Origin of the sequence: Corynebacterium tuberculostearicum (assembly GCF_016894265.1) — a bacterium.
Lineage (GTDB): Bacteria > Actinomycetota > Actinomycetes > Mycobacteriales > Mycobacteriaceae > Corynebacterium > Corynebacterium tuberculostearicum_D.
This window is the reverse complement of the sequence record NZ_CP069791.1, coordinates 263,336-281,133: the sequence shown is the minus strand read 5'-3', so window position 1 is coordinate 281,133 and position 17,798 is coordinate 263,336. Positions and strand designations below refer to the sequence as shown.

Annotated in this window: 19 protein-coding genes and 1 tRNA gene; 5 read left to right on the top strand and 15 right to left on the bottom strand. The window is 62.6% G+C overall.

The features are described 5' to 3' along the window. Window positions 1-14 precede the first annotated feature (14 nt). From I6J28_RS01460 to I6J28_RS01395, 14 genes are all read right to left on the bottom strand, one after another. Window positions 15-88 (bottom strand) — tRNA-Cys (locus tag I6J28_RS01460). A 15-nt stretch (window positions 89-103) separates the two neighbouring features. Then, complete coding sequence (locus I6J28_RS01455; protein ID WP_070478526.1) at window positions 104-622, bottom strand: carboxymuconolactone decarboxylase family protein; 519 nt, start codon at window positions 620-622, stop codon at window positions 104-106. Window positions 623-856: 234 nt separating this feature from the next. Beyond that, window positions 857-1,183, bottom strand: a complete 327-nt coding sequence (locus I6J28_RS01450; protein WP_083290898.1) for a hypothetical protein — start codon at window positions 1,181-1,183, stop codon at window positions 857-859. A gap of 411 nt (window positions 1,184-1,594) precedes the next feature. After that, a complete protein-coding gene (locus tag I6J28_RS01445; protein WP_275431219.1) occupies window positions 1,595-1,900 on the bottom strand; it encodes a metal-sensitive transcriptional regulator in 306 nt (101 codons plus the stop codon). 10 nt (window positions 1,901-1,910) lie between these two features. Then, window positions 1,911-3,998, bottom strand: coding sequence for a heavy metal translocating P-type ATPase (locus I6J28_RS01440; RefSeq protein WP_202032245.1), 2,088 nt, complete (start codon window positions 3,996-3,998; stop codon window positions 1,911-1,913). A gap of 213 nt (window positions 3,999-4,211) precedes the next feature. Further along, a complete protein-coding gene (locus tag I6J28_RS01435) occupies window positions 4,212-4,820 on the bottom strand; it encodes a YdhK family protein (RefSeq protein WP_070478521.1) in 609 nt (202 codons plus the stop codon). Window positions 4,821-4,917: 97 nt separating this feature from the next. Further along, entirely contained in the window at window positions 4,918-5,247 is a 330-nt protein-coding gene (fdxA, locus tag I6J28_RS01430) for a ferredoxin (RefSeq protein ID WP_070478519.1), read from the bottom strand. Window positions 5,248-5,336: 89 nt separating this feature from the next. Then, window positions 5,337-6,521 carry an MFS transporter gene (locus I6J28_RS01425; RefSeq protein ID WP_144690930.1) on the bottom strand — a complete coding sequence of 395 codons (1,185 nt, stop codon included), beginning with the start codon at window positions 6,519-6,521 and terminating at the stop codon, window positions 5,337-5,339. Window positions 6,522-6,524: 3 nt separating this feature from the next. Further along, window positions 6,525-7,670: an FAD-dependent oxidoreductase gene (locus I6J28_RS01420; protein ID WP_070478515.1), complete on the bottom strand. Its 1,146-nt coding sequence runs from the start codon at window positions 7,668-7,670 to the stop codon at window positions 6,525-6,527. A gap of 47 nt (window positions 7,671-7,717) precedes the next feature. After that, a complete protein-coding gene (locus tag I6J28_RS01415) occupies window positions 7,718-8,053 on the bottom strand; it encodes a metal-sensitive transcriptional regulator (RefSeq protein ID WP_070478537.1) in 336 nt (111 codons plus the stop codon). A gap of 85 nt (window positions 8,054-8,138) precedes the next feature. Further along, window positions 8,139-8,390 (bottom strand): YHS domain-containing protein, encoded by a 252-nt coding sequence (locus I6J28_RS01410; protein ID WP_070478513.1) that lies wholly within the window; start codon window positions 8,388-8,390, stop codon window positions 8,139-8,141. An 83-nt stretch (window positions 8,391-8,473) separates the two neighbouring features. Next, window positions 8,474-10,744: a heavy metal translocating P-type ATPase gene (locus tag I6J28_RS01405; RefSeq protein ID WP_070478511.1), complete on the bottom strand. Its 2,271-nt coding sequence runs from the start codon at window positions 10,742-10,744 to the stop codon at window positions 8,474-8,476. 47 nt (window positions 10,745-10,791) lie between these two features. Beyond that, window positions 10,792-11,733, bottom strand: coding sequence for a hypothetical protein (locus tag I6J28_RS01400; protein ID WP_070478510.1), 942 nt, complete (start codon window positions 11,731-11,733; stop codon window positions 10,792-10,794). Continuing rightward, window positions 11,733-11,942, bottom strand: coding sequence for a heavy-metal-associated domain-containing protein (locus I6J28_RS01395; RefSeq protein ID WP_070478508.1), 210 nt, complete (start codon window positions 11,940-11,942; stop codon window positions 11,733-11,735). The genes I6J28_RS01400 and I6J28_RS01395 overlap by 1 nt, the downstream gene beginning before the upstream one ends. Before the next feature lie 515 nt (window positions 11,943-12,457). Between I6J28_RS01395 and I6J28_RS11885 the strand changes: the two genes are divergently transcribed. The 3 genes from I6J28_RS11885 to I6J28_RS01385 all read left to right on the top strand — a co-directional run bounded on the left by I6J28_RS11885 (window position 12,458) and on the right by I6J28_RS01385 (window position 15,591). Next, a complete protein-coding gene (locus I6J28_RS11885) occupies window positions 12,458-12,586 on the top strand; it encodes a hypothetical protein (protein WP_255510501.1) in 129 nt (42 codons plus the stop codon). 682 nt (window positions 12,587-13,268) lie between these two features. Further along, window positions 13,269-14,282, top strand: a complete 1,014-nt coding sequence (locus tag I6J28_RS01390; RefSeq protein ID WP_204610389.1) for a replication initiation protein — start codon at window positions 13,269-13,271, stop codon at window positions 14,280-14,282. Beyond that, the gene (locus I6J28_RS01385; RefSeq protein ID WP_204608743.1) at window positions 14,248-15,591 is read left to right on the top strand and encodes an IS256 family transposase; all 1,344 of its coding nucleotides are present in this window, start codon (window positions 14,248-14,250) and stop codon (window positions 15,589-15,591) included. The genes I6J28_RS01390 and I6J28_RS01385 overlap by 35 nt, the downstream gene beginning before the upstream one ends. A 51-nt stretch (window positions 15,592-15,642) precedes the next feature. Here the strand turns inward: I6J28_RS01385 and I6J28_RS11880 are convergent, their stop codons facing one another. Then, window positions 15,643-15,774: a hypothetical protein gene (locus tag I6J28_RS11880; protein WP_255712345.1), complete on the bottom strand. Its 132-nt coding sequence runs from the start codon at window positions 15,772-15,774 to the stop codon at window positions 15,643-15,645. A 220-nt stretch (window positions 15,775-15,994) separates the two neighbouring features. Between I6J28_RS11880 and I6J28_RS01380 the strand changes: the two genes are divergently transcribed. Together I6J28_RS01380 and I6J28_RS01375 are read left to right on the top strand one after the other, a co-directional pair. Beyond that, on the top strand, window positions 15,995-17,341 hold the full coding sequence (locus tag I6J28_RS01380) for a DUF445 domain-containing protein (RefSeq protein ID WP_204610387.1): 1,347 nt from the start codon (window positions 15,995-15,997) through the stop codon (window positions 17,339-17,341). 19 nt (window positions 17,342-17,360) lie between these two features. Beyond that, the gene (locus I6J28_RS01375) at window positions 17,361-17,798 is read left to right on the top strand and encodes a CGLAU_01105 family protein (protein ID WP_204610385.1); all 438 of its coding nucleotides are present in this window, start codon (window positions 17,361-17,363) and stop codon (window positions 17,796-17,798) included.

The following is a 17,798-nucleotide window of genomic DNA, read 5'->3' as shown; positions in this document are numbered from 1 at the left end:
GATTCGGCGGAAAGTGGAGGTGCCTACGGGACTCGAACCCGTGTACAAGGTTTTGCAGACCGCTGCCTATCCTCTCGGCCAAGGCGCCAAGTCGCCGGCAAGATCAGTCGCCCGGCGTGAGGCCGGCAACCAGGTTGAAGGCGCCGGTGAGAATGTTCAGCGACACGACCCCGACGACATCAGAGATCTCACGGTCGCTGTACCCGAACCCCCGAAGCTCGTCGATCTGCTCGTCGGTGATCGACGCAGGCTCACGGTAGACCTGGAGGCCGAGCGCGATCATCGCCGCGACCGGGCCGGTCATCGCCGTACCCTGCTGGGCGAGTGCGATCTCGTTATCGCTGACCCCGAGTGATCGTGCCGCGCTGATGTGCGAGGCCAGGCACATTCCGCATCCTTGCTGCGACTGCACGGCGATCGAAACGAGCTCGCTGACCTTGCGGTCGAGCTTGGCGCGACGCATGGCTTTGCTCAGCTGGAGATAACCGCCGAGCACCGCCGGGGAATGCGCCATCGTCGAGACCATGTCTCCGACCTCGCCGTGCCGCTCGACGAGATCGCCGAGCAAGTCTCGTGAGCTCCCCACTGCGGTCTCAGGGGTCAATCGGGAAAAACGGGGCATAATGCCTCCTTAGTCAGTTTGGTCGCGAGTTCGAGGTTGAACCCGCAGGGATGCGTTCCTGCTGCTGATGCCCGGCATGTACACCGGTCAATAGGTAGAAGTCGCCGGACTCGCGTTGCTGCCGACTCACGATCCCGGCCGCATCCAGGTGCGGTGTGTCATACGTGGCGTGCGCGTGTTCAGCCTCTCTCATAGTCACCAATCCTACCCTTTACCCCTATGGGGTATCAAGTATTATCCGATTGGTTTGAAGGACTCGGAGACGCGTGGCCGGGTGCGGCGGATTGAGGTGAGGCCAGAGACGACGGGTCCGCGCAGGAGTACGTGTCCAGTCGGAAGGGTCAACCGCGTCCAGCGGCCGGCGGTGGAGATCGCGGCCTCTCCTTCGGAGCTGAGGAACCCGAAGACGTAGGCGGCGAACGCGACGCCTTGTGGCAGCGACGCGAGGGCTGTGTCCGGGGTGCCCCAGACCATGCCCCGGATCTTGCGGGCGACATCGTCGCCGGGTTTGTCGGGAAGTGCTTGGGCCACGGCCTCGATGCCGGCACGGACGCTACGCATCAGCGTCAGACTGGACACGTCCGCAATGTATCTCCACCCGTGTTGTGGGGGTTCGACGCTGGTCCAAGCGGGTGCCAGCGAGGTCTCCGGCAGTTCGAGGGACAGGGGGTCGACGGTCGCGGTCAGGGTTTCGACGGTGACGTCGCACTGCAGCTCGGGGTCGGAATGGAGCGTGCGAAGGACGAGGATCGTAGGGGTGCGGTCGAGCGGACCACGGGGCGTTGGTACACCGCACTCATGCGCAGCAGCCCGGCCGCGGCCTGCAAGCGCACGCCGTGGGCGCCGGCTCGCCTGGCCCGTTGAGCGAAAGTGGGCGCATCGCGGGCGGACGGCGTGTCGGTGAGGATCAGGCGTGGAGGGCGTCGTGAGGGCTTCCCGCCGTGTCCTGGAACGCGGCCTCGGGGTCCGGGATTAGGAGCGGACGAGTCGGTTGATGGCGTCGGTGACTTCCTGTATCTTCTCGACGGCCGCCTCGTCGCTGAGCTTCGCTGCGTCGAGCACACAGTGCTTGAGATGATCGTCGAGTAGACCGGTCGCGACCCCCTGGAGGGCGCGGGTCAGGGCGGATACCTGGGTGAGGATGTCGATGCAGTATTTCTCTTCATCGATCATCTTCGCGATCCCTCGGGCTTGACCCTCAATGCGCTTCATACGGCCGAGGTAGCGCTCCTTGTCGTTGATGTATCCGTGCTGATGAGAATCGGTGTCGACAGACATGGGCATGTCCTTACTTCTGGCGTTCCAGGACGGAACGCGTGCTGGCTTCGGGTGTGAGGTCGATGCGCCGCAGGAGTTGGGCGTTGAGCGCGACGACCACGGTGGAGGCCGACATCAGGATCGCGCCGATCGACATTGGCAGGACGAATCCCACCGGTGCCAGGATGCCGGCCGCAAGCGGCACGGAGATGAGGTTGTATCCGGCGGCCCACCACAGGTTCTGCTTCATCTTACCGTATGCGCGTCGTGAGAGCTGGATGATGGAGAGCACCGACCGGGGGTCGGAGCTGGCCAGGATCACCCCGGCCGAGGCGATGGCGACATCGGTGCCGGCGCCGATCGCGATGCCGACGTCGGCCTGGGCCAGTGCCGGGGCGTCGTTGACGCCGTCGCCGACCATGGCGACCTTCTTGCCCTCGTGCTGCAGTTGGGCGACCTTGGCGGACTTGTCCTCGGGGCGGACGCCGGCGAAGACGCGGTCGATGCCGAGCTCCCGTCCGACCTCGTTCGCCACGGCCTCGGCGTCGCCGGTGATCATGACGACCTCGACGCTCAGGGCGTGGAGGGCGTCGACGGCGTTGCGGGATTCGGGGCGGATCTCGTCGGCGAGCTTGAGGCCGCCGACCACCTGGCCGTCGCGGAGGACGTGCAGGATGATCGCGCCCTCAGAACGCCATTCCTCGGCTGTGCCGACCTCGTGCTGGCCGGTCTCCTCAAGCAGCCGGGGGCCGCCGACGCGGACCTCCTGGCCGGCGACAGTCGCGGTGACTCCGACGGCGGGCGAGGATGAGAAGCCGCTGGCCTGCTGAAGGGCGAGGCCCTTGTCCTTGGCGGCGGCGACGATGGCCTTGGCGAGCGGGTGCTCGCTGTCGGCCTCGGCCGAGGCCGCGAGGGCGAGGACCTGGTCGGCGTCGAGGTCGCCGGTCGGTTCGACGCCGGTGACGGTGGGCTCGCCCTTGGTCAGTGTGCCGGTCTTGTCGAAGAGCACTGCGTCGACCTGCCGCATCGACTCCAGGGCGAGGCGGTCCTTGACCAGCACGCCGCCGCGGGCGGCGCGCTCGGTGGCGATGGAGACCACGAGCGGGATCGCCAGGCCGAGGGCGTGGGGGCAGGCGATGACGAGTACGGTGATGGTACGGACCACGGCCTCGTCGGGCATGCCGATGAGCGTCCAGACGACAGCGGTGACCAGCGCCGCGCCGAGAGCGAACCAGAACAGCCAGGCCGCGGCCTTGTCGGCGATCCGCTGGGCGCGGGAGGAGGAGTTCTGGGCCTCGGTGACGAGCCGGTTGATCCCGGCCAGGGCGGTGTCGTCGCCGGTGGCGGTGATTTTCACCCGCAGGCCGGAGTCGGTGGCGACGGTGCCGGCGGTAGCTGTCTCGCCCTCGCCCCGAGAGACCGGGCGGGACTCGCCGGTGATCATGGACTCGTCCATGTCGGCGCGGCCGTCGACGATGGTGCCGTCGGCCGGAACGCTGCCGCCGGGGCGCACGATCACGACGTCACCCACAACGAGGTCGGCTGGGGCCACCTTAACGACGTTCTCGCCCTCGACGCGCTCGGCCTCGTCGGGCAGCAGTGCAGCCAACGAGTCGAGCGCCGAGGTGGTCTGGGCCAGGGAGCGCATCTCGATCCAGTGGCCCAGCAGCATGATCACGATCAGCAGCGCCAGCTCCCACCAGAACTCCAGCTCGTGATGGACAAGCCCGAGGGTCGCGGCCCAGGAGGCGAAGAAGGCCACCGTGATCGCCAGAGCGATGAGCAGCATCATCCCGGGCTTGCGGGACTTCAACTCGCTGACGGCGCCGGTGAGGAAGGGCCTGCCGCCCCAGACGTACATGACGGTGCCCAGTACCGCGGCGACCCAGCCCGCCCAGCCGGGGACCTCGTAGCCCAGCAGCATGGAGAACATCGGCGAGAGGGTGACCGCGGGGATGGCGATGACGAGGTTGATCCAAAACAGCCGGCGGAACTGGCCAACGTGGTCCCCGTGGCCGCCATGGCCGCTGTGATCTCCGTGGCCGCCATGGCCGCTGTGATCTCCGTGGACACCGTTCTCATCGAGGCCCGTGTGGTCTGAGTGCTGCCCGTGGTTCATGGCGTGGCCCTGGTGTCCAGTGTGCTGGCCCTCGTGCGTGCCGTGCGCCTCCGCCGAGGCGTGTGCGGACACAGACCCGTGGTGATGCTCGCCGTGAGCGGGTGCATCGGTTCCGTGACCGTGGTGCTGGTGTGAGTTCGGGTCCGTCATCGTTCTTCTCCTTCGTCATCGAGCCATGCCGCTCACCCGGTCGCCGGGCAAGCGAACGTCGGCTCAGGGCGCTGGTTGGATCTCGCTCTCGACGACCCACTTGTGGTTCGTCATCTTCATGCCGTCCGTCTCGTAGTCGACCATGTAGACCGTCTCATCGGTGGACGAAGCGATGGTGGCCCTCGCGCCCTCCATGCCCTCCATGTGCTTGGCGAGCAGCGTCACCGCTGTGCCATCGGTCAGGCGCTCGTCGCCGGCATCCTCGATTTCTTCCTGCACGACCCACTTGTGGTCCGTGACGGGGTCGCCGCCACCTGCGTTAGTGTAGTTCACGGAGTACGTGTACGTGTCGAATGCGCCGGAGATCGTCGCTGTCGCACCGTCCATGCCTTCCATGTGGTCGGCCGTGAGCTGTACCTCTGTGCCGACCGGGTATGTGGGGTCACTGGCTTCGGCGATACCCTCGGGTGCCGGTCCGCCGTCCATCGGGTGCTCCATCGAGTGATCCATTTCCTCATCTCCGCTTTCTGCATTGTCGCCGCCGTGGCCCTGCTCCTCAGTAGCCGAAGGGTCGGTCTGCTGGTCTTCGTCTGCTCCGCTGCTGCAACCGGCGAGCACGAGTGTCACTCCGAGCACTCCTGCTGCCAGCCCTGCTCGCAGTCTCCTCTGCATGTCAGCTCCTTTCATCATGACACCTACCCTATACCCCCCAGGGGTACTAGTCAAGGATTGCGCGTTGTACCGGCGTGAATCGATCGAATTGTCCTTCTCAGAGGGACTGCTCATGTTGGATGGGCAATGCGGCGATGAGGGGATGGTCGAAGCCCGCCGGTCCGATCTTCGCGGCTCCACCGGGAGAACCAAATTCGTCGAAGAACTCGACGTTGGCCTTGTAGTAGTCAGACCATTCGTCGGGCAGGTCGTCTTCGTAGTAGATGGCCTCGACGGGACAAACCGGTTCGCAGGCTCCGCAGTCAACGCATTCGTCGGGATGGATGTAGAGCGAGCGTTCGCCCTCGTAGATGCAGTCGACAGGACATTCGTCGATGCAGGCGCGGTCCTTGACGTCCGCGCAGGGAAGCGCGATCGCATAGGTCATGGCTGCTCTTCTTGGTCGGGTGCGGTTCGGCGGCGAGAGTCGGTGGGGAGTTCGGAGAAGTCGTCAGTCTCTGCCGGATCTGCGGCCGGCTAAGGAATGCGCAGGCGTAGGACGGTGGCTGCAAGGCTGAGGGCGATGATGATCGCACCGAGGACTGTCATCGTTCCTGACAGGGTGAGTACCGGCACGAGCAACCCGGCGACGATGGTGGGCACGCCGAATGCCAGGTAGGCGACCGTGTAGATCACAGCCATCACGGCGGCGCGTTCCGACGATGCCGTGTGGGGCATGAGTGTGCGCAGCACCCCGAGGAACGCTGTGCCGAACCCGGAACCGACGATCGCGACCGACACGACGTAGGCCGGGTAGGAACCGAGTGCGAGGGCGACGATGCTCGCTGCGGTGCCGAATGCCAGGGCGCTGGTCGCATACAGGCTGATGGTGCGGGCGGAACGCCGCTGCAGGACGGACGAGGCGGTGATTCCGGAGATCGCCAGTGCGAAGATGACGATGCCCGCGTGGGTGTGCGTGGAGCCCCCGAGCTCACTGCCGACGAGGCCGGCTCCGAGCGCGAGGAAGAGTCCGTTGGTCGCCCACCCGGCGATAATCGCGGGCACACCGGCGGTGAACATGCGGCGCAGGTGCAGTGGCACCATAAACCGCGGGCGGAGGTCGCCACGTCGTATCCGGGTCTTGGGGACCAGTTCCGGTGTGCTCCACACCGTCGCTGCCACGGTGAGGAAGGCGAGCACGAGCGGGCCGAAGACCGCAGCTGTCGGTTCGGGGGTGAGATCGAGGAGCAGCGCAGCACCGAGTGCCCCGGTCCCGAGACCGATCATCGGCCCGATCGTGTTCCACAGGGCTGCGATGTTCGGATGCGACGGCGGCTCGAAGTCGATCATCATCGCCGACAGGGCCGGGATGAGCAGACCCGCTGCGAGTCCTTGCAGAGCGCGGGCGACCAGGAGTGTCGCGAGGCTGTCGGCGAACCAGAACATGGCCAGGCTGAGTGCCAGCGCCAGGGAACCGGCGGTTACGACCGGACGTCGGCCGATGTGATCGGAGAGCGGTCCGAGGTAGAGCAGCGCGGCCAGGAGGGTGAAGGTGTAGACCGCGAATACGAGTGTGGTGGCGACGGGGACGAGTCCGAGCTGTTCTGCGATCTGGGGGTAGAACAACGACGGCGCGCTGGCAGCCGCCATCATGAGAATGGTCGCTGCCATCGCGAGCGCGAAACCCCGCCGCGGGATCTGCCTCGTATAGTCGCCCGCCATCGTCTATGCCTGCAGGCCGTGGAGCTGCTGACCCCACTGGTAGACGGTGCCGACCGCGTCGATGCCGGTGACGCCGACGACGGTGCCGTCGGTCTCGTGGCGCACGATGAACTCCTCGCCGGCTTCCACCTGGGCGTCTGCACCAGCGGTGTACCCGACTCCGGAGATCATCTGACCGTAGACCAGCGCCATGTAGGGGCTGCGCGGCAGGTAGGTGCCCGGATCGTCGCTGATGTCGAGGTCGTGCAGTGCGGCCTGTGCGGCGTGCGTGCCCTGCGCGGCGGCGTCTTCCCAATGGTCGATGCGCCAGACGCCCAGTGCTTCGTCGTGATGCGTAGCTACACCTCCGGCGGCGTAGACGTGGTCTGCTGCGGCACGGAGGCGATCATCGACGTCGATGCCGTTCGTCCACGGCGACGGGGCTGCGGGCGTCGTGCCGAGCGCAACGAGGAGTAAGTCGGCCACGATGCGTTGATCGTCGTCGAGGGTGATGGCAACACCGGATTCTGTTTCGTCGACATGCTGGAGAGTGCGACCGAATCGAGTCTGCACCTTGGCGGCATGGTCAGCGGCGAGGCGCTCAGCCACCGGCGCCCCAAACGCTCCGATGCCGGGAACAGAACTGCGAGAGACCAGCATGACCATGTGTCCGTCGGCTTGCAGCGACGAAGCGGTCTCGGCTGCGATGATTCCGCCGCCATAGATCGTCACTCGCGCCGGCCGTGCCAGGCTGGTCAGCAGATCGCGGATACCCATGGCATCTTCCAAGGAGTGCAGAGCAGTGACCCGGCCTTGTCCGACGTCGTCGCCTTCGAGTACACCCGCGGGCAGAGAGCGGGGCACGCTCCCTGTCGCGACAATGAGCGCGTCGTAGGAGACCTGCGCGCCGGAGGTCAGTTGGACCCGCTTCGCCGTAGTATCGACATCGAGCACGGTGTCGGCGATGACCTCAATCTGAGGTAGCGGGAGCTTGATCATCTCCGGCGGGGTCGGGCCGAACGCGATTCCTTTGATGAGCATTCGCGTGTAAGGCGTCTCCCCGGTGCGGGTCACCATCGTCACCCGGACGTCGTCACGTGTGGCGAGAGTGCGGGCGGCTGCGGCTCCGGCTGCTCCTGAACCGAGGATGAGGACGTGTTGTGTGGTCATAGGGAAACTCCTGGGCTGCAGGTCGTGATCGATTTGGTGTGCGGGCGTCAGGAGCGAACGAGACGGGCGATGGCCTCGGATGCCTCGCCGAGCCTCTGCTCGCTGACTGGTCCACCGGCGAGGGCGGCGTCGAGGACGCAATGCTTGAGGTGATCGTCGAGCAGTCCGAGGGCGACGTTTTCGAGTGCCCTGGTGGCTGCGGAGATCTGGGTGAAGATGTCGATGCAGTAGCGGTCCTCATCGATCATCCGATCGATGCCGCGGATTTGGCCTTCGAGGCGCCGCAGGCGATTGCGGTACGTCGCCTTGTCGCTGATGTATCCGTGGACGGACGGATCGCCGTCGCCTCCCGCCGGGCAGGTGTCGATGTGAGGTTCGGTCATTGAGGTCGGGGTGGTCATGTCGGTTCGCTCCGATCAGGTGCCGGGGTGCCGCAGCGGTGCCGCGGCACCCCGGCACGCTGGTGGATTACGCCATGTTGGCGGCGTATTTGGCGGGGTCCGAATCAAATGCGGGGCCGCAGCCGGCGCAGCAGAAGTAGTAGCGCTCGCCCTTGAAGTCGCGGTAGAGGCCGGCGGCCTCGGCGGTCTTCTTGCTGACCGGGGTGCCGACCATGACCGGGCAGGTGGTCATGTCATCGGCGCCCCCGCCGAGCAGGTTCTCGCGTCCACCGTTCTCGGCGGCGGGGTTAGTCTCGTTCGTGCTACAGCAGTTGCTCATTTTCTGGTGTTCCTTCTGTATCGGATTCGTATGGATGGGTGGGTTCTGTATCGGATTGGTATGGATGGGTGGGTTCTCGTTCGTCACTTCGTGGCGACGCTCTTGAACCCGCGCAGGCGGAGGCTGTTGCCGACGACGAAGACGCTGGAGAACGCCATCGCCGCGCCTGCGAGCATGGGGTTGAGCATGCCCAGCGCTGCGACTGGGATCGCGGCGGTGTTATAGGCGAATGCCCAGAACAGGTTGGTCTTGATCGTCGAAAGTGTCTTCCGAGACAGACGGATCGCGTCGACCGCGGCCCGCAGGTCGCCGCGGACCAGGGTGATGTCGGAGGCCTCGATCGCGACGTCCGTGCCGGTGCCCATCGCCAGGCCCAGATCGGCCTGCGCGAGCGCGGGGGCGTCGTTGACGCCGTCGCCGACCATCGCGACGATCTTGCCCTCGCCCTGGAGACGGGTGACGACGTCGACCTTGTCCTTGGGCAGCACCTCGGCGATGACCTCCTCGATGCCGACCTCGGCGGCGATCTGGCGGGCCACGGCCTCATTGTCACCGGTGAGCAGCACCGGGGTCAGGCCGATCTCCTTGAGCCCGCGGATCGCCTCCGCGCTCGTGGGCTTGACGGTGTCGGCGACGACGAGGATGCCGCGCGCAGCACCGTCCCAGCCGATCGCGACGACCGTCTTGCCTTCACCCTCAGCTTGAGCCTTCGCCCGTGCGACCTCCGGAGAGAGCTTCTGTGACCAGTCGGCCAGCAGCGACTCGCGTCCGACGACGACCGGGGTGCCCTCGACGATGCCCTGCACGCCCTTGCCTTCAACATTGGCGAAGTCCTCGGGCGTGGGCAACTGGCCGACTTCCTGGGTGGCGCCCTTGGCGATCGCCTGCGCGATCGGGTGCTCCGAGGAGTCCTCCAACGCACCCGCGAAGCGCAGCAGCTCGGCACGGTCCACACCGGATTCGGTGATCACATCTGTCAGGGTCATCTTGCCGCTGGTGACGGTACCGGTCTTGTCGAGCACGACGGTATCGACCTTGCGGGTGGACTCCAGCACCTCTGGGCCCTTGATGAGGATGCCCATCTGCGCCCCGCGGCCGGTGCCGACCAGCAGCGCGGTCGGAGTCGCGAGTCCCAGCGCGCAGGGGCAGGCGATAACGAGCACGGCGACCGCTGCGGTGAACGCGGCGGCGACGGGGAATCCGGCTCCCAGCCAGGCGCCGAGGGTGATGAACGCGACGACGATGACGATCGGCACGAACACGCCGGAGATCGTGTCAGCCAGACGCTGCACCTCGGCCTTGCCAGTCTGCGCATCCTCGACGAGCTTCGCCATCTGCGCAAGCTGCGTGTCCGAACCGACACGGGTCGCCCGCACGACAAGGCGGCCGCCCGCGTTGACGGTGGCACCGGTGACCGAGTCGCCCTCGCGGACCTCGACCGGTACGGACTCGCCGGTGAGCATGGAGGCGTCCACCGCGGAGGAGCCGGAGACCACGATGCCGTCGGTGGCGATCTTCTCACCCGGACGAACGATGAACTCGTCGCCGACCTGGAGGTCAGAGGTGGGGATCTTCACCTCAACGCCGTCGCGGAGCACGGCGACTTCCTTCGCGCCGAGCTCCAGGAGGGCGCGCAGCGCGGCCCCGGCCTGGCGTTTGGAGCGCTTCTCGAAGTAGCGGCCGGCGAGGATGAACATCGTCACGCCCGCGCCAACTTCGAGATAGATGTTCGCCGCGCCATCCGAGGGAGCGATCGTGAACTCGAACGGGTGCGTCATCCCGGGTGTGCCAGCGGTTCCGAAGAATAGTGCGTAGACGGACCACAGCAGTGCGACCGAGGTGCCCATCGAGATGAGTGTGTCCATCGTCGCGGTACCGTGCTTGAGGTTCGTCCATGCGGCCTTATGGAACGGCCAGGCTGCCCAGATGATCACCGGGGCGGCAAGCGCGAGTGAGGCCCACTGCCAATATACGAACTGCAGTGCGGGGATCATGGCCATGGCGATCACGGGAACCGTGAGCACAATGGCGCCGACTAGCCGATGGCGCAGCGAGGTGAGCTCAGTGTCTTCCTCCTCCCCGGCCTCGGTCTCCGACGTGTTCGCCGTGGTGCCCTTGGGCTTGGGCAGCGCAGCCGTGTAGCCGGTCTTCTCGACCTCGGCGACCAGCAGGCCCGGATCGTAGCCGGCAGGCACGGTGACCTTGGCCTTCTCGGTGGCGTAGTTGACCGTGGCCGCGACGCCCTCGAGCTTGTTCAGCTTCTTCTCGATCCGGTTCGCACAGGAGGCGCAGGTCATCCCGCCGATCTCCAGCTCGATGTCCGGCCCACCGATGGGGGGCGCTAATGTACTCATCCTCTTCCTTCTCTCTTCATCTCTCGTGCGACGCCAGGCCCTGCGGGTCAGTGGCCGCCGGTATGCGAATCGTCTGTCTGCGAGCCGTCACCATGCTCGGCGTCGATCACGAACTCGGCGGTGTGCACCTGCCCATCGACCTGGAAGTCCAGGTAGAGCAGGTAACGGTCGGCGGTCGGGGCCTCCGCTGCGAATCCGATCTCGGGTCCGGCCGTGTCCCTGGCCTGGGGCTCGTCGCCCTCGGCGTGGACGTGCAAGTAGGCGAGGTCGCCTTCGCGCAGCGCCACCAGGTGGCCAAACGCGCCCAGGTAGGGCTCCAGCGTGGTCACCGGCTGACCGTCGCGCTCGACCGAGATGGTGAGCTCGCTTGAGGTGCCGGCGGTAAGGTCGCCATTCAGGGAGACGGTGTATCCGTCGACCTCGTCGGTGGTCTGTGACTCGGTCTCAACAGGGGCGAAGTCGCCCGCCACCTCGACGGCGCGAGTCAGGGTGATCCCTTCGGCTCCCTCGCCCTCGGGTGTGAAGTCGGCGTACACGCGGTAGGTGCCCGCCTCGTCCCAGGTCCACGGCACCGACCAAGTGCCTGTGCTCGTGTCAAGCTCGGGGTGCACGTGCTGGAAACCAGTACCATCGGTGCGAACGGCGATCAGATGCAGGTCCTTCTCGTGCGCGGTAGTGTACTCGGTCACCGCTTCGCCGGACTCGTCGAGGATCTGGAAACTCAGGTCTCCATCCTCGCCTGCAGCCGTGGGAGCCTGGACTGGGGAAAGTACGAAGCCGTCCGCGCTTGCGGAGACCCCGTTCAGAGTGGGCTCCGCAGTTTCTTGCGCAGCGCCGCCGTGTCCTTCACCGTGTGTGTTCACGTCACTTCCTTCTGCCCATGCTGCTACGAAGCTGTCAGGAATGACGGCGCCGGCAAGGCCGAAGGCCCCGCCGAACGCCACCACCAGCCCGGCCCCGTAGAGCGCAAGCCGTCCTCCGGCCTTCATCAGACACGCACCGCCGAGTAGCCGGCCTCCTCGACCGCCGCGAGGACCTTGGCATCGTCAATCTCGCCCTCGGCGGTGACGTTAAGCTTGCCGGTCTGCGCGCTGACCTGGATGTCCTGGACGCCGGGGATCTCACCGACTTCCTCGCGGACCGACATCTCGCAGTGCCCGCAGGTCATGCCCGTCACCTGGTAATTGTTCGAAGCCATTATGTATCCTCCTTGTGTCTCTGTAGTACCCCTACCGGGTACCTGTACAAGTCAACAGTATACCCCTGGCAGGTATTCCGCAAGAAGGGGGTGGTCGTATGAGCCACATCGCACGCGTGCTGCAGACGATGGCTGGAGCGTCCGACATGCGCCTCGTGGCGAAACGATGCTGCGGGGCGACCCGCTGGACGGTGTCGCTGCGCGTCGGAGAGTAGTGGTCCCGGTCTAATGAGAACCGTGGACTTCCTTGCCACGTCGGCGAAGGCAGTGACGACCGGTACGGGCCGGACACCACCAAACACCGATCAGTCGCTGGTGCTCATGGTACGAAGCCGGCCATGTCAACTGGATTCGCAGGCGTTCGAGATTGGTGAGTGGAACAGACGAATCCCAGCTGGAGTGCTCAGTTACGCCGGAGACAGTTAGCAGCCCCTGTGCAGGCATTAGTCAGGAAAAATAACCCCTCACAGGTTGCTGGCACTGACGCTTTTAAAAACAAAGGGTTCGGCGCACTCGTGCAGGCGGCCCGGGAGTCTCAGGAAGTCTTCGAAACCATCACGGCAGATCCAGGCAACCTCAATAAGTTCCTGGAGGTGCTAGCGCACATGATTGTCGCCGCCAAGGACGAGCAGCAGTCAAAGTAATCATCACGATAGGCACCCTGTATTAGTGATTACCGGTAGGGGTGCCCTCATCTAGTAGTTACGTGGCGAGAACGGATGATTACCGTAGGAGTTGCACTCTTAGTACTCTGAAGTGTTCGTATTCGATTGACTCAGAAATCATTAACGAGTTCTAGCCCTGCCTGAGGGGCGAGAGGCAGGGCTAGAACTTATACATAGTGGCCGTTCGGGGGGAAGCAGCCTATAACCATTGTGCGGAGCTTCGACAAAAGTCACAAGGGATTGTTCACTCCAGTGAGCATTGGCAGTGAGGAAGAAAGTACTGGGGTTTATCTATGTGGTTTCTCTTTAAAGGCTCTTTGGTTATCTGTAGTCCTGGAGGCTGTGGTGCTTGGAGTAGTCCTGGTTGCCTCGGTGACAACCAAGCCTTTGATTTGGACGGCAGTACACATGAGTACCGCTAACCCCTATGATCCATAGTCGATGTCTTGTATCTATGCAGGATACTCTGCGGTTTTAGCATTTGTTGCAATATATTTCAAACACTGTTACTGCAGGTAAAACATATCTTTATGTGTGTCTCGCACAAAATGACAGTCATGTGTTTTACAGTTGAGAGATACTAAAGACGAAAGAAGGCCACTCGGCGGCAACCAAGTGACCTTCGCTTATCACCCAGTAGTAGCTGGGGGAAAGCATGTGCATGATTCTATCTAATGATTCCTCTCCGGGCACTTTGACCGGTGCGCGTGTTGGTACGCCATCTAGAGTGCGCCAGGATTGCGCAGGTCTAGATGATACTCCGGCAAGTCAGCTTGACCGGGAAAAACTTCTCCAGCATCTTGGGCGTGATGCGCTACACGGTTCTATCAGCCGTGACTTTCAAAGTGCTTACCGTGTCGTGGTAGATGAAGAAACCGGTAAGAAGCGCAGCGTTCCGAGACTTTATCGCACTGATTCGGAGAAACTCGGTCGATGTGAATACGTCATGCTGACGAATAAGCAATATTCTGCGGTTATGGTTATTGATGTTGACCAGCCCGGAGAATCTGGAGGCCATCCAGTTCATCTCAATGCTTATGTTAAAAGCGTTATCTTCGCCCTTGTCCAGCGAGGCATTGGGCCAGCATGGGCCGGGATTAATCCGCTAAGTGGTAAAGCTCAGTTTATTTGGCTGATTGACCCGGTGTATACCGGCAAAAATAAGCATTCCAGCAATATGGAGCTGCTAAAAGCTACGAGCCAGGAGTTAGGCGCTCTTCTCGCACATGACCCGCACTTTGCGCACCGTTTTAGTCGTAGTCCTTTTTATACTGGTAAGTCAGTAGAGGCATATCGCTGGTATCACCAACACGATCGCGTCATTCGCCTCCAGGACTTTCTAAGGCAGGTGCGTGAGATGGCTGGACACCCTCAGTACGGTAAAAACATGCGTCAGCAATTTAGCTCTGGTCGTGAACTCATCAATGCAGTGAAGGCTCGTCGAGAAGAAGCCCAAGCCTTCAAAGCTCTTGCAGAAGATGTTGAAAACGAAATAGGCGCAGGACTTGATCAATATGACCCAGAACTGATCGACGGCGTCCGTGTCCTTTGGATTAGTCAAGGGTGCGCGGCCCGTGATGAAAGAGAGTGTCTGATGGTTTGTGTGTGGGTTCCCAACCTGCATGAGGAGATGGACCAGAATGACTACTGTGGCACGACGAGATCCGGCCGATAAGGCCAAGATTGATGCGATTGAAAAGAAGCTGCTTGCTAACCCTGAAATCGCGAAACTGATTGACGACCTAGGCACGTCCACAACGGATGCCAATGACCTGGTTCGCGGCATGCTGCAAGCCTCGATTACTAGGGGTTTGAATGCCGAGATGGATGCCCACCTCGGCTACGAGTCTGGTGATAGGAGCGGCAAAGCTGCAGCTGGGACAGACAATCACCGCAACGGGTCGTACACAAAGACCGTGGATTCTAACTACGGGCCGGTCACCGTGGATATCCCCAGAGACAGGACTGGGACGTTTATCCCAACTATGGTCCCTAAAGGCTCGAGACGTTTAACTGATGTCGATGACATGATTGTCAGCTTGTACGCCGGTGGGATGACAATCAGGGATATCCAGCACCACATGGCAACGGCGATGCGGGTTGATATCTCCCATGAGACGATTTCAGCGGTTACTGACGCCGTCTTGGATGAGGTTATGGTCTGGCAAAACCGCCAGCTAGATGAGTTCTACCCGGTCATTTTCCTGGACGCGCTGCGCATTAAAGTCCGCGATGGCGGCCGGGTAGTCAACAAGAGTGCGTACATGGCAATCGGTGTGGACCTTGACGGCATCAAACACATTTTAGGATTGTGGATTGCCAAAGAAGAAGGCGCTTCATTTTGGGCGCAGGTATGCGCCAATCTTTCTAACCGTGGTGTCAAAGACGTCTTTATCGTCTGCTGTGACGGGCTGAAAGGCCTACCAGAAGCAGTCGAGGCAACCTGGCCGAACTCTATGGTGCAAACCTGTATCGTGCACCTGATACGTGCCGCGAACCGGTGGGTAGCCTACGGGGATCGCCGGGCTGTATCAGCCGCGTTGAAGAAGGTCTACACCGCCACAGACGAGTCCACAGCTAGGGCTGCTTTAGCCGAATTCGAGGCTTCCGAGCTGGGTGAGAAGTATCCCCGCTCAGTCAAGGTCTGGCAGGACGCGTGGGCGCGGTTTGTCCCGTTTCTGCAGTTCCCACCAGCAGCTAGGAAGGTGATCTATACGACGAACTCCATTGAATCTTTTAACAATGAGCTGCGTAAAGCTACTCGCAACAGGGTGCAGTTCACCAACGATGAATCAGCCCTAAAGACGCTGTGGTTGATGATCTGCAATATTGAAGACAAGCGAGCCGCCAAGAGAGCAAAGCAAGGTAAACGAGTCTCAAGAACAGCCGGCAGACTCATGGAAGGAGCCCGAGTATCCGGCTGGAAACAAGCCATCAACCAAATGGCCGTGGCCTACCCCGACCGCTTCGACAAATACCTATAAACCCAGCCCCACACACAAACAACTTGACACGCTCGGCAGCCTAACGAGCCGTTAGGCCAGGCCCAATAATTGCTTGGCAAGGTCAATGGCGTCAATGAACGGGAAGAACTCGTCCGTGGCATCGTCGACACCGGACGTGCGGGCTGTTTCCGTGAGGATCAATTTTGAACTCGAAGAGGGCATTGACAGGCGTCCATAATTAATGAACCGAGTTCTAGCGAAAATGTGGTTTCCTGAACCCCTAGGTACTCTAAGACGCCTTCCAAGGAACCTGACTTCAGGATGATGCTCACATTCTTCGTTCATAAACTTAACTACTGAAGGCAGAGGTCGAGTGCTTTTAAGTACGCACTAGGCTTAATAGCCGAAATCCGAATACACCTTCCCAACCCAAGGAGAACTCATGACGCACCGCGCGGACGAAGGCCTCGAATCGGCAGCCGCATCGGCACTGGAGCCGGCATCGTCGGGTGCTGCTCCCGTTCCGCAGGCTGGCAACCAGGAGGCGCGGCGGGCGGATCTGCGCCGTTGGAAAGCGATTGCGCTGTCGTTCCTGATTGGTGCGGCGGTGATCTTTTTGGGGTGTTCGTGGTGGCAGGCGTCGGAAAGCGGGGCTCCCGTCTGGGTGGGCTACGTGCGCGCAGCGGCGGAGGCCGGCATGGTGGGCGGTCTGGCGGACTGGTTTGCGGTGACCGCGCTATTCCGCCGGCCGTTGGGGCTGCCCATCCCGCATACGGCGCTGATTCCGAATAATAAGGACCGCGTGGGCGATGCCTTAAGTGACTTTGTGGAGGAGAACTTCCTTACCGCGGATGCGCTTAGCGCCAAGGTGCGGGAGGCGGAGCTGCCGCTATGGCTGGCACGCCAGGGTGTGGAGCCCGGCAAGGCGGAGGAGGTCTCCGCGTGGATTGGCGAGCGCGCCGCCAGCGTGGTGGAGGATCTCGACCCCGAAGAGGCAGAGCAATTCATCCGCACCCAAGTCATGGACCGCCTGGCCGAACCAGAGTGGGGCCCACCGCTGGGTAGGTTGCTGGAGGGCTATATTGCTGACGGCAAGGCTCGTCCGCTGGAAGACGACCTCATTGAGTGGGCGCACGGCAAGATTCTGAGCATGGAGCCCACCGTGGTCACCGCCATCGACGAGCGCATGCCGGGATGGGCGCCGCGCTTTGCCCGCGAGATGGTGGGGGAGAAGGTCTATACCGAGCTCGTAGAATTCGCCGATGAGGTGCGCCGCAATGGCAACCACGAGGCCCGCCTGGCCATTCGCCGCAACCTGTCCAAGCTGGCCTCGGATCTGCAGTGGGACGAGGACATGCGCGGGCGCATTGAGGGCATCAAGCAAGAGATGCTCGCCTCCGACCAAGCCCAGCAGGCACCGGCGGCCATGTGGCGCACGGTATCCACCACGCTTATTGACCAGCTCAATGACCCAGAGTCCTTCCTGCGCCAGAAGATTACGGCGAAGGTAAAGGAGTTGGCGCACCGCCTGCTCGAGGACTCCGAGTTCTTGGCCCAGGCCAATGCGCTCGTGGACAAGGCCGCGCGCTACGCGGTGGAGAAATTCGCGCCGGAAATTATCGCGATTATCCCGGAGACCATCAAGCGTTGGGATGCGGAGGAAGCCTCCCACAATATCGAGCTCATGGTGGGCAAGGACCTGCAGTTTATTCGTTTAAACGGCACTATCGTCGGTTCCCTGGCAGGATTGGTGATATTCGCGATCAACCACCTTATCTTTGGTGCTTAGACACAAGGAGTAATGAGCAATGAGTGATAATAAGAAGATTTTCGATTCCCTGAAGGATGCCGGCAGCGCTGCTTTTGAGGTAGCCAAGGACTTCGGCGGCCGCCTGCAAGAAGAGCGCACCCAGCACGCTCATGGCGCGCAGGCACAAAGCCCCTACGGCGCCACCGGCAAGGATGGCCTAGTGGACAAGGCCACCGCCACCGCGAAGGAATTTGGTGCTTCCTTGAAGAAGGCCGCGGACGGCACCCGCGAGTCCGCGTCTTTCGCTGACGCCAAGGGCAAGTTCTCCACCGCCTATCAGGAGACCCGTGGGGGCGTTATGGATGCCTATAATTCCGCCCAGGCCCGTCGCGCGGAAAAGAAGAACGGCGCGCGCCCCGGCCAGAATTCGGCTCCTTCGCAGGGCGATAATATTATCGATGGCGAAGTAATCGATACCGACGACCCGAAGAATTAA

Coding starts and splice junctions, on each gene's coding strand:
- I6J28_RS01420 (WP_070478515.1), bottom strand. CDS start 7,670: ATGACCACACAACACGTCCTCATCCTCGGTTCAGGAGCAGCCGGAGCC.
- I6J28_RS01445 (WP_275431219.1), bottom strand. CDS start 1,900: ATGTCTGTCGACACCGATTCTCATCAGCACGGATACATCAACGACAAG.
- I6J28_RS01455 (WP_070478526.1), bottom strand. CDS start 622: ATGCCCCGTTTTTCCCGATTGACCCCTGAGACCGCAGTGGGGAGCTCA.
- I6J28_RS01435 (WP_070478521.1), bottom strand. CDS start 4,820: ATGCAGAGGAGACTGCGAGCAGGGCTGGCAGCAGGAGTGCTCGGAGTG.
- I6J28_RS01375 (WP_204610385.1), top strand. CDS start 17,361: ATGAGTGATAATAAGAAGATTTTCGATTCCCTGAAGGATGCCGGCAGC.
- I6J28_RS01405 (WP_070478511.1), bottom strand. CDS start 10,744: ATGAGTACATTAGCGCCCCCCATCGGTGGGCCGGACATCGAGCTGGAG.
- I6J28_RS01440 (WP_202032245.1), bottom strand. CDS start 3,998: ATGAACCACGGGCAGCACTCAGACCACACGGGCCTCGATGAGAACGGT.
- I6J28_RS01395 (WP_070478508.1), bottom strand. CDS start 11,942: ATGGCTTCGAACAATTACCAGGTGACGGGCATGACCTGCGGGCACTGC.
- I6J28_RS01380 (WP_204610387.1), top strand. CDS start 15,995: ATGACGCACCGCGCGGACGAAGGCCTCGAATCGGCAGCCGCATCGGCA.
- I6J28_RS01390 (WP_204610389.1), top strand. CDS start 13,269: ATGATTCTATCTAATGATTCCTCTCCGGGCACTTTGACCGGTGCGCGT.
- I6J28_RS01410 (WP_070478513.1), bottom strand. CDS start 8,390: ATGAGCAACTGCTGTAGCACGAACGAGACTAACCCCGCCGCCGAGAAC.
- I6J28_RS01425 (WP_144690930.1), bottom strand. CDS start 6,521: ATGGCGGGCGACTATACGAGGCAGATCCCGCGGCGGGGTTTCGCGCTC.
- fdxA (WP_070478519.1), bottom strand. CDS start 5,247: ATGACCTATGCGATCGCGCTTCCCTGCGCGGACGTCAAGGACCGCGCC.
- I6J28_RS01450 (WP_083290898.1), bottom strand. CDS start 1,183: ATGCGTAGCGTCCGTGCCGGCATCGAGGCCGTGGCCCAAGCACTTCCC.
- I6J28_RS11880 (WP_255712345.1), bottom strand. CDS start 15,774: ATGCCCTCTTCGAGTTCAAAATTGATCCTCACGGAAACAGCCCGCACG.
- I6J28_RS01415 (WP_070478537.1), bottom strand. CDS start 8,053: ATGACCGAACCTCACATCGACACCTGCCCGGCGGGAGGCGACGGCGAT.
- I6J28_RS01385 (WP_204608743.1), top strand. CDS start 14,248: ATGACTACTGTGGCACGACGAGATCCGGCCGATAAGGCCAAGATTGAT.
- I6J28_RS01400 (WP_070478510.1), bottom strand. CDS start 11,733: ATGAAGGCCGGAGGACGGCTTGCGCTCTACGGGGCCGGGCTGGTGGTG.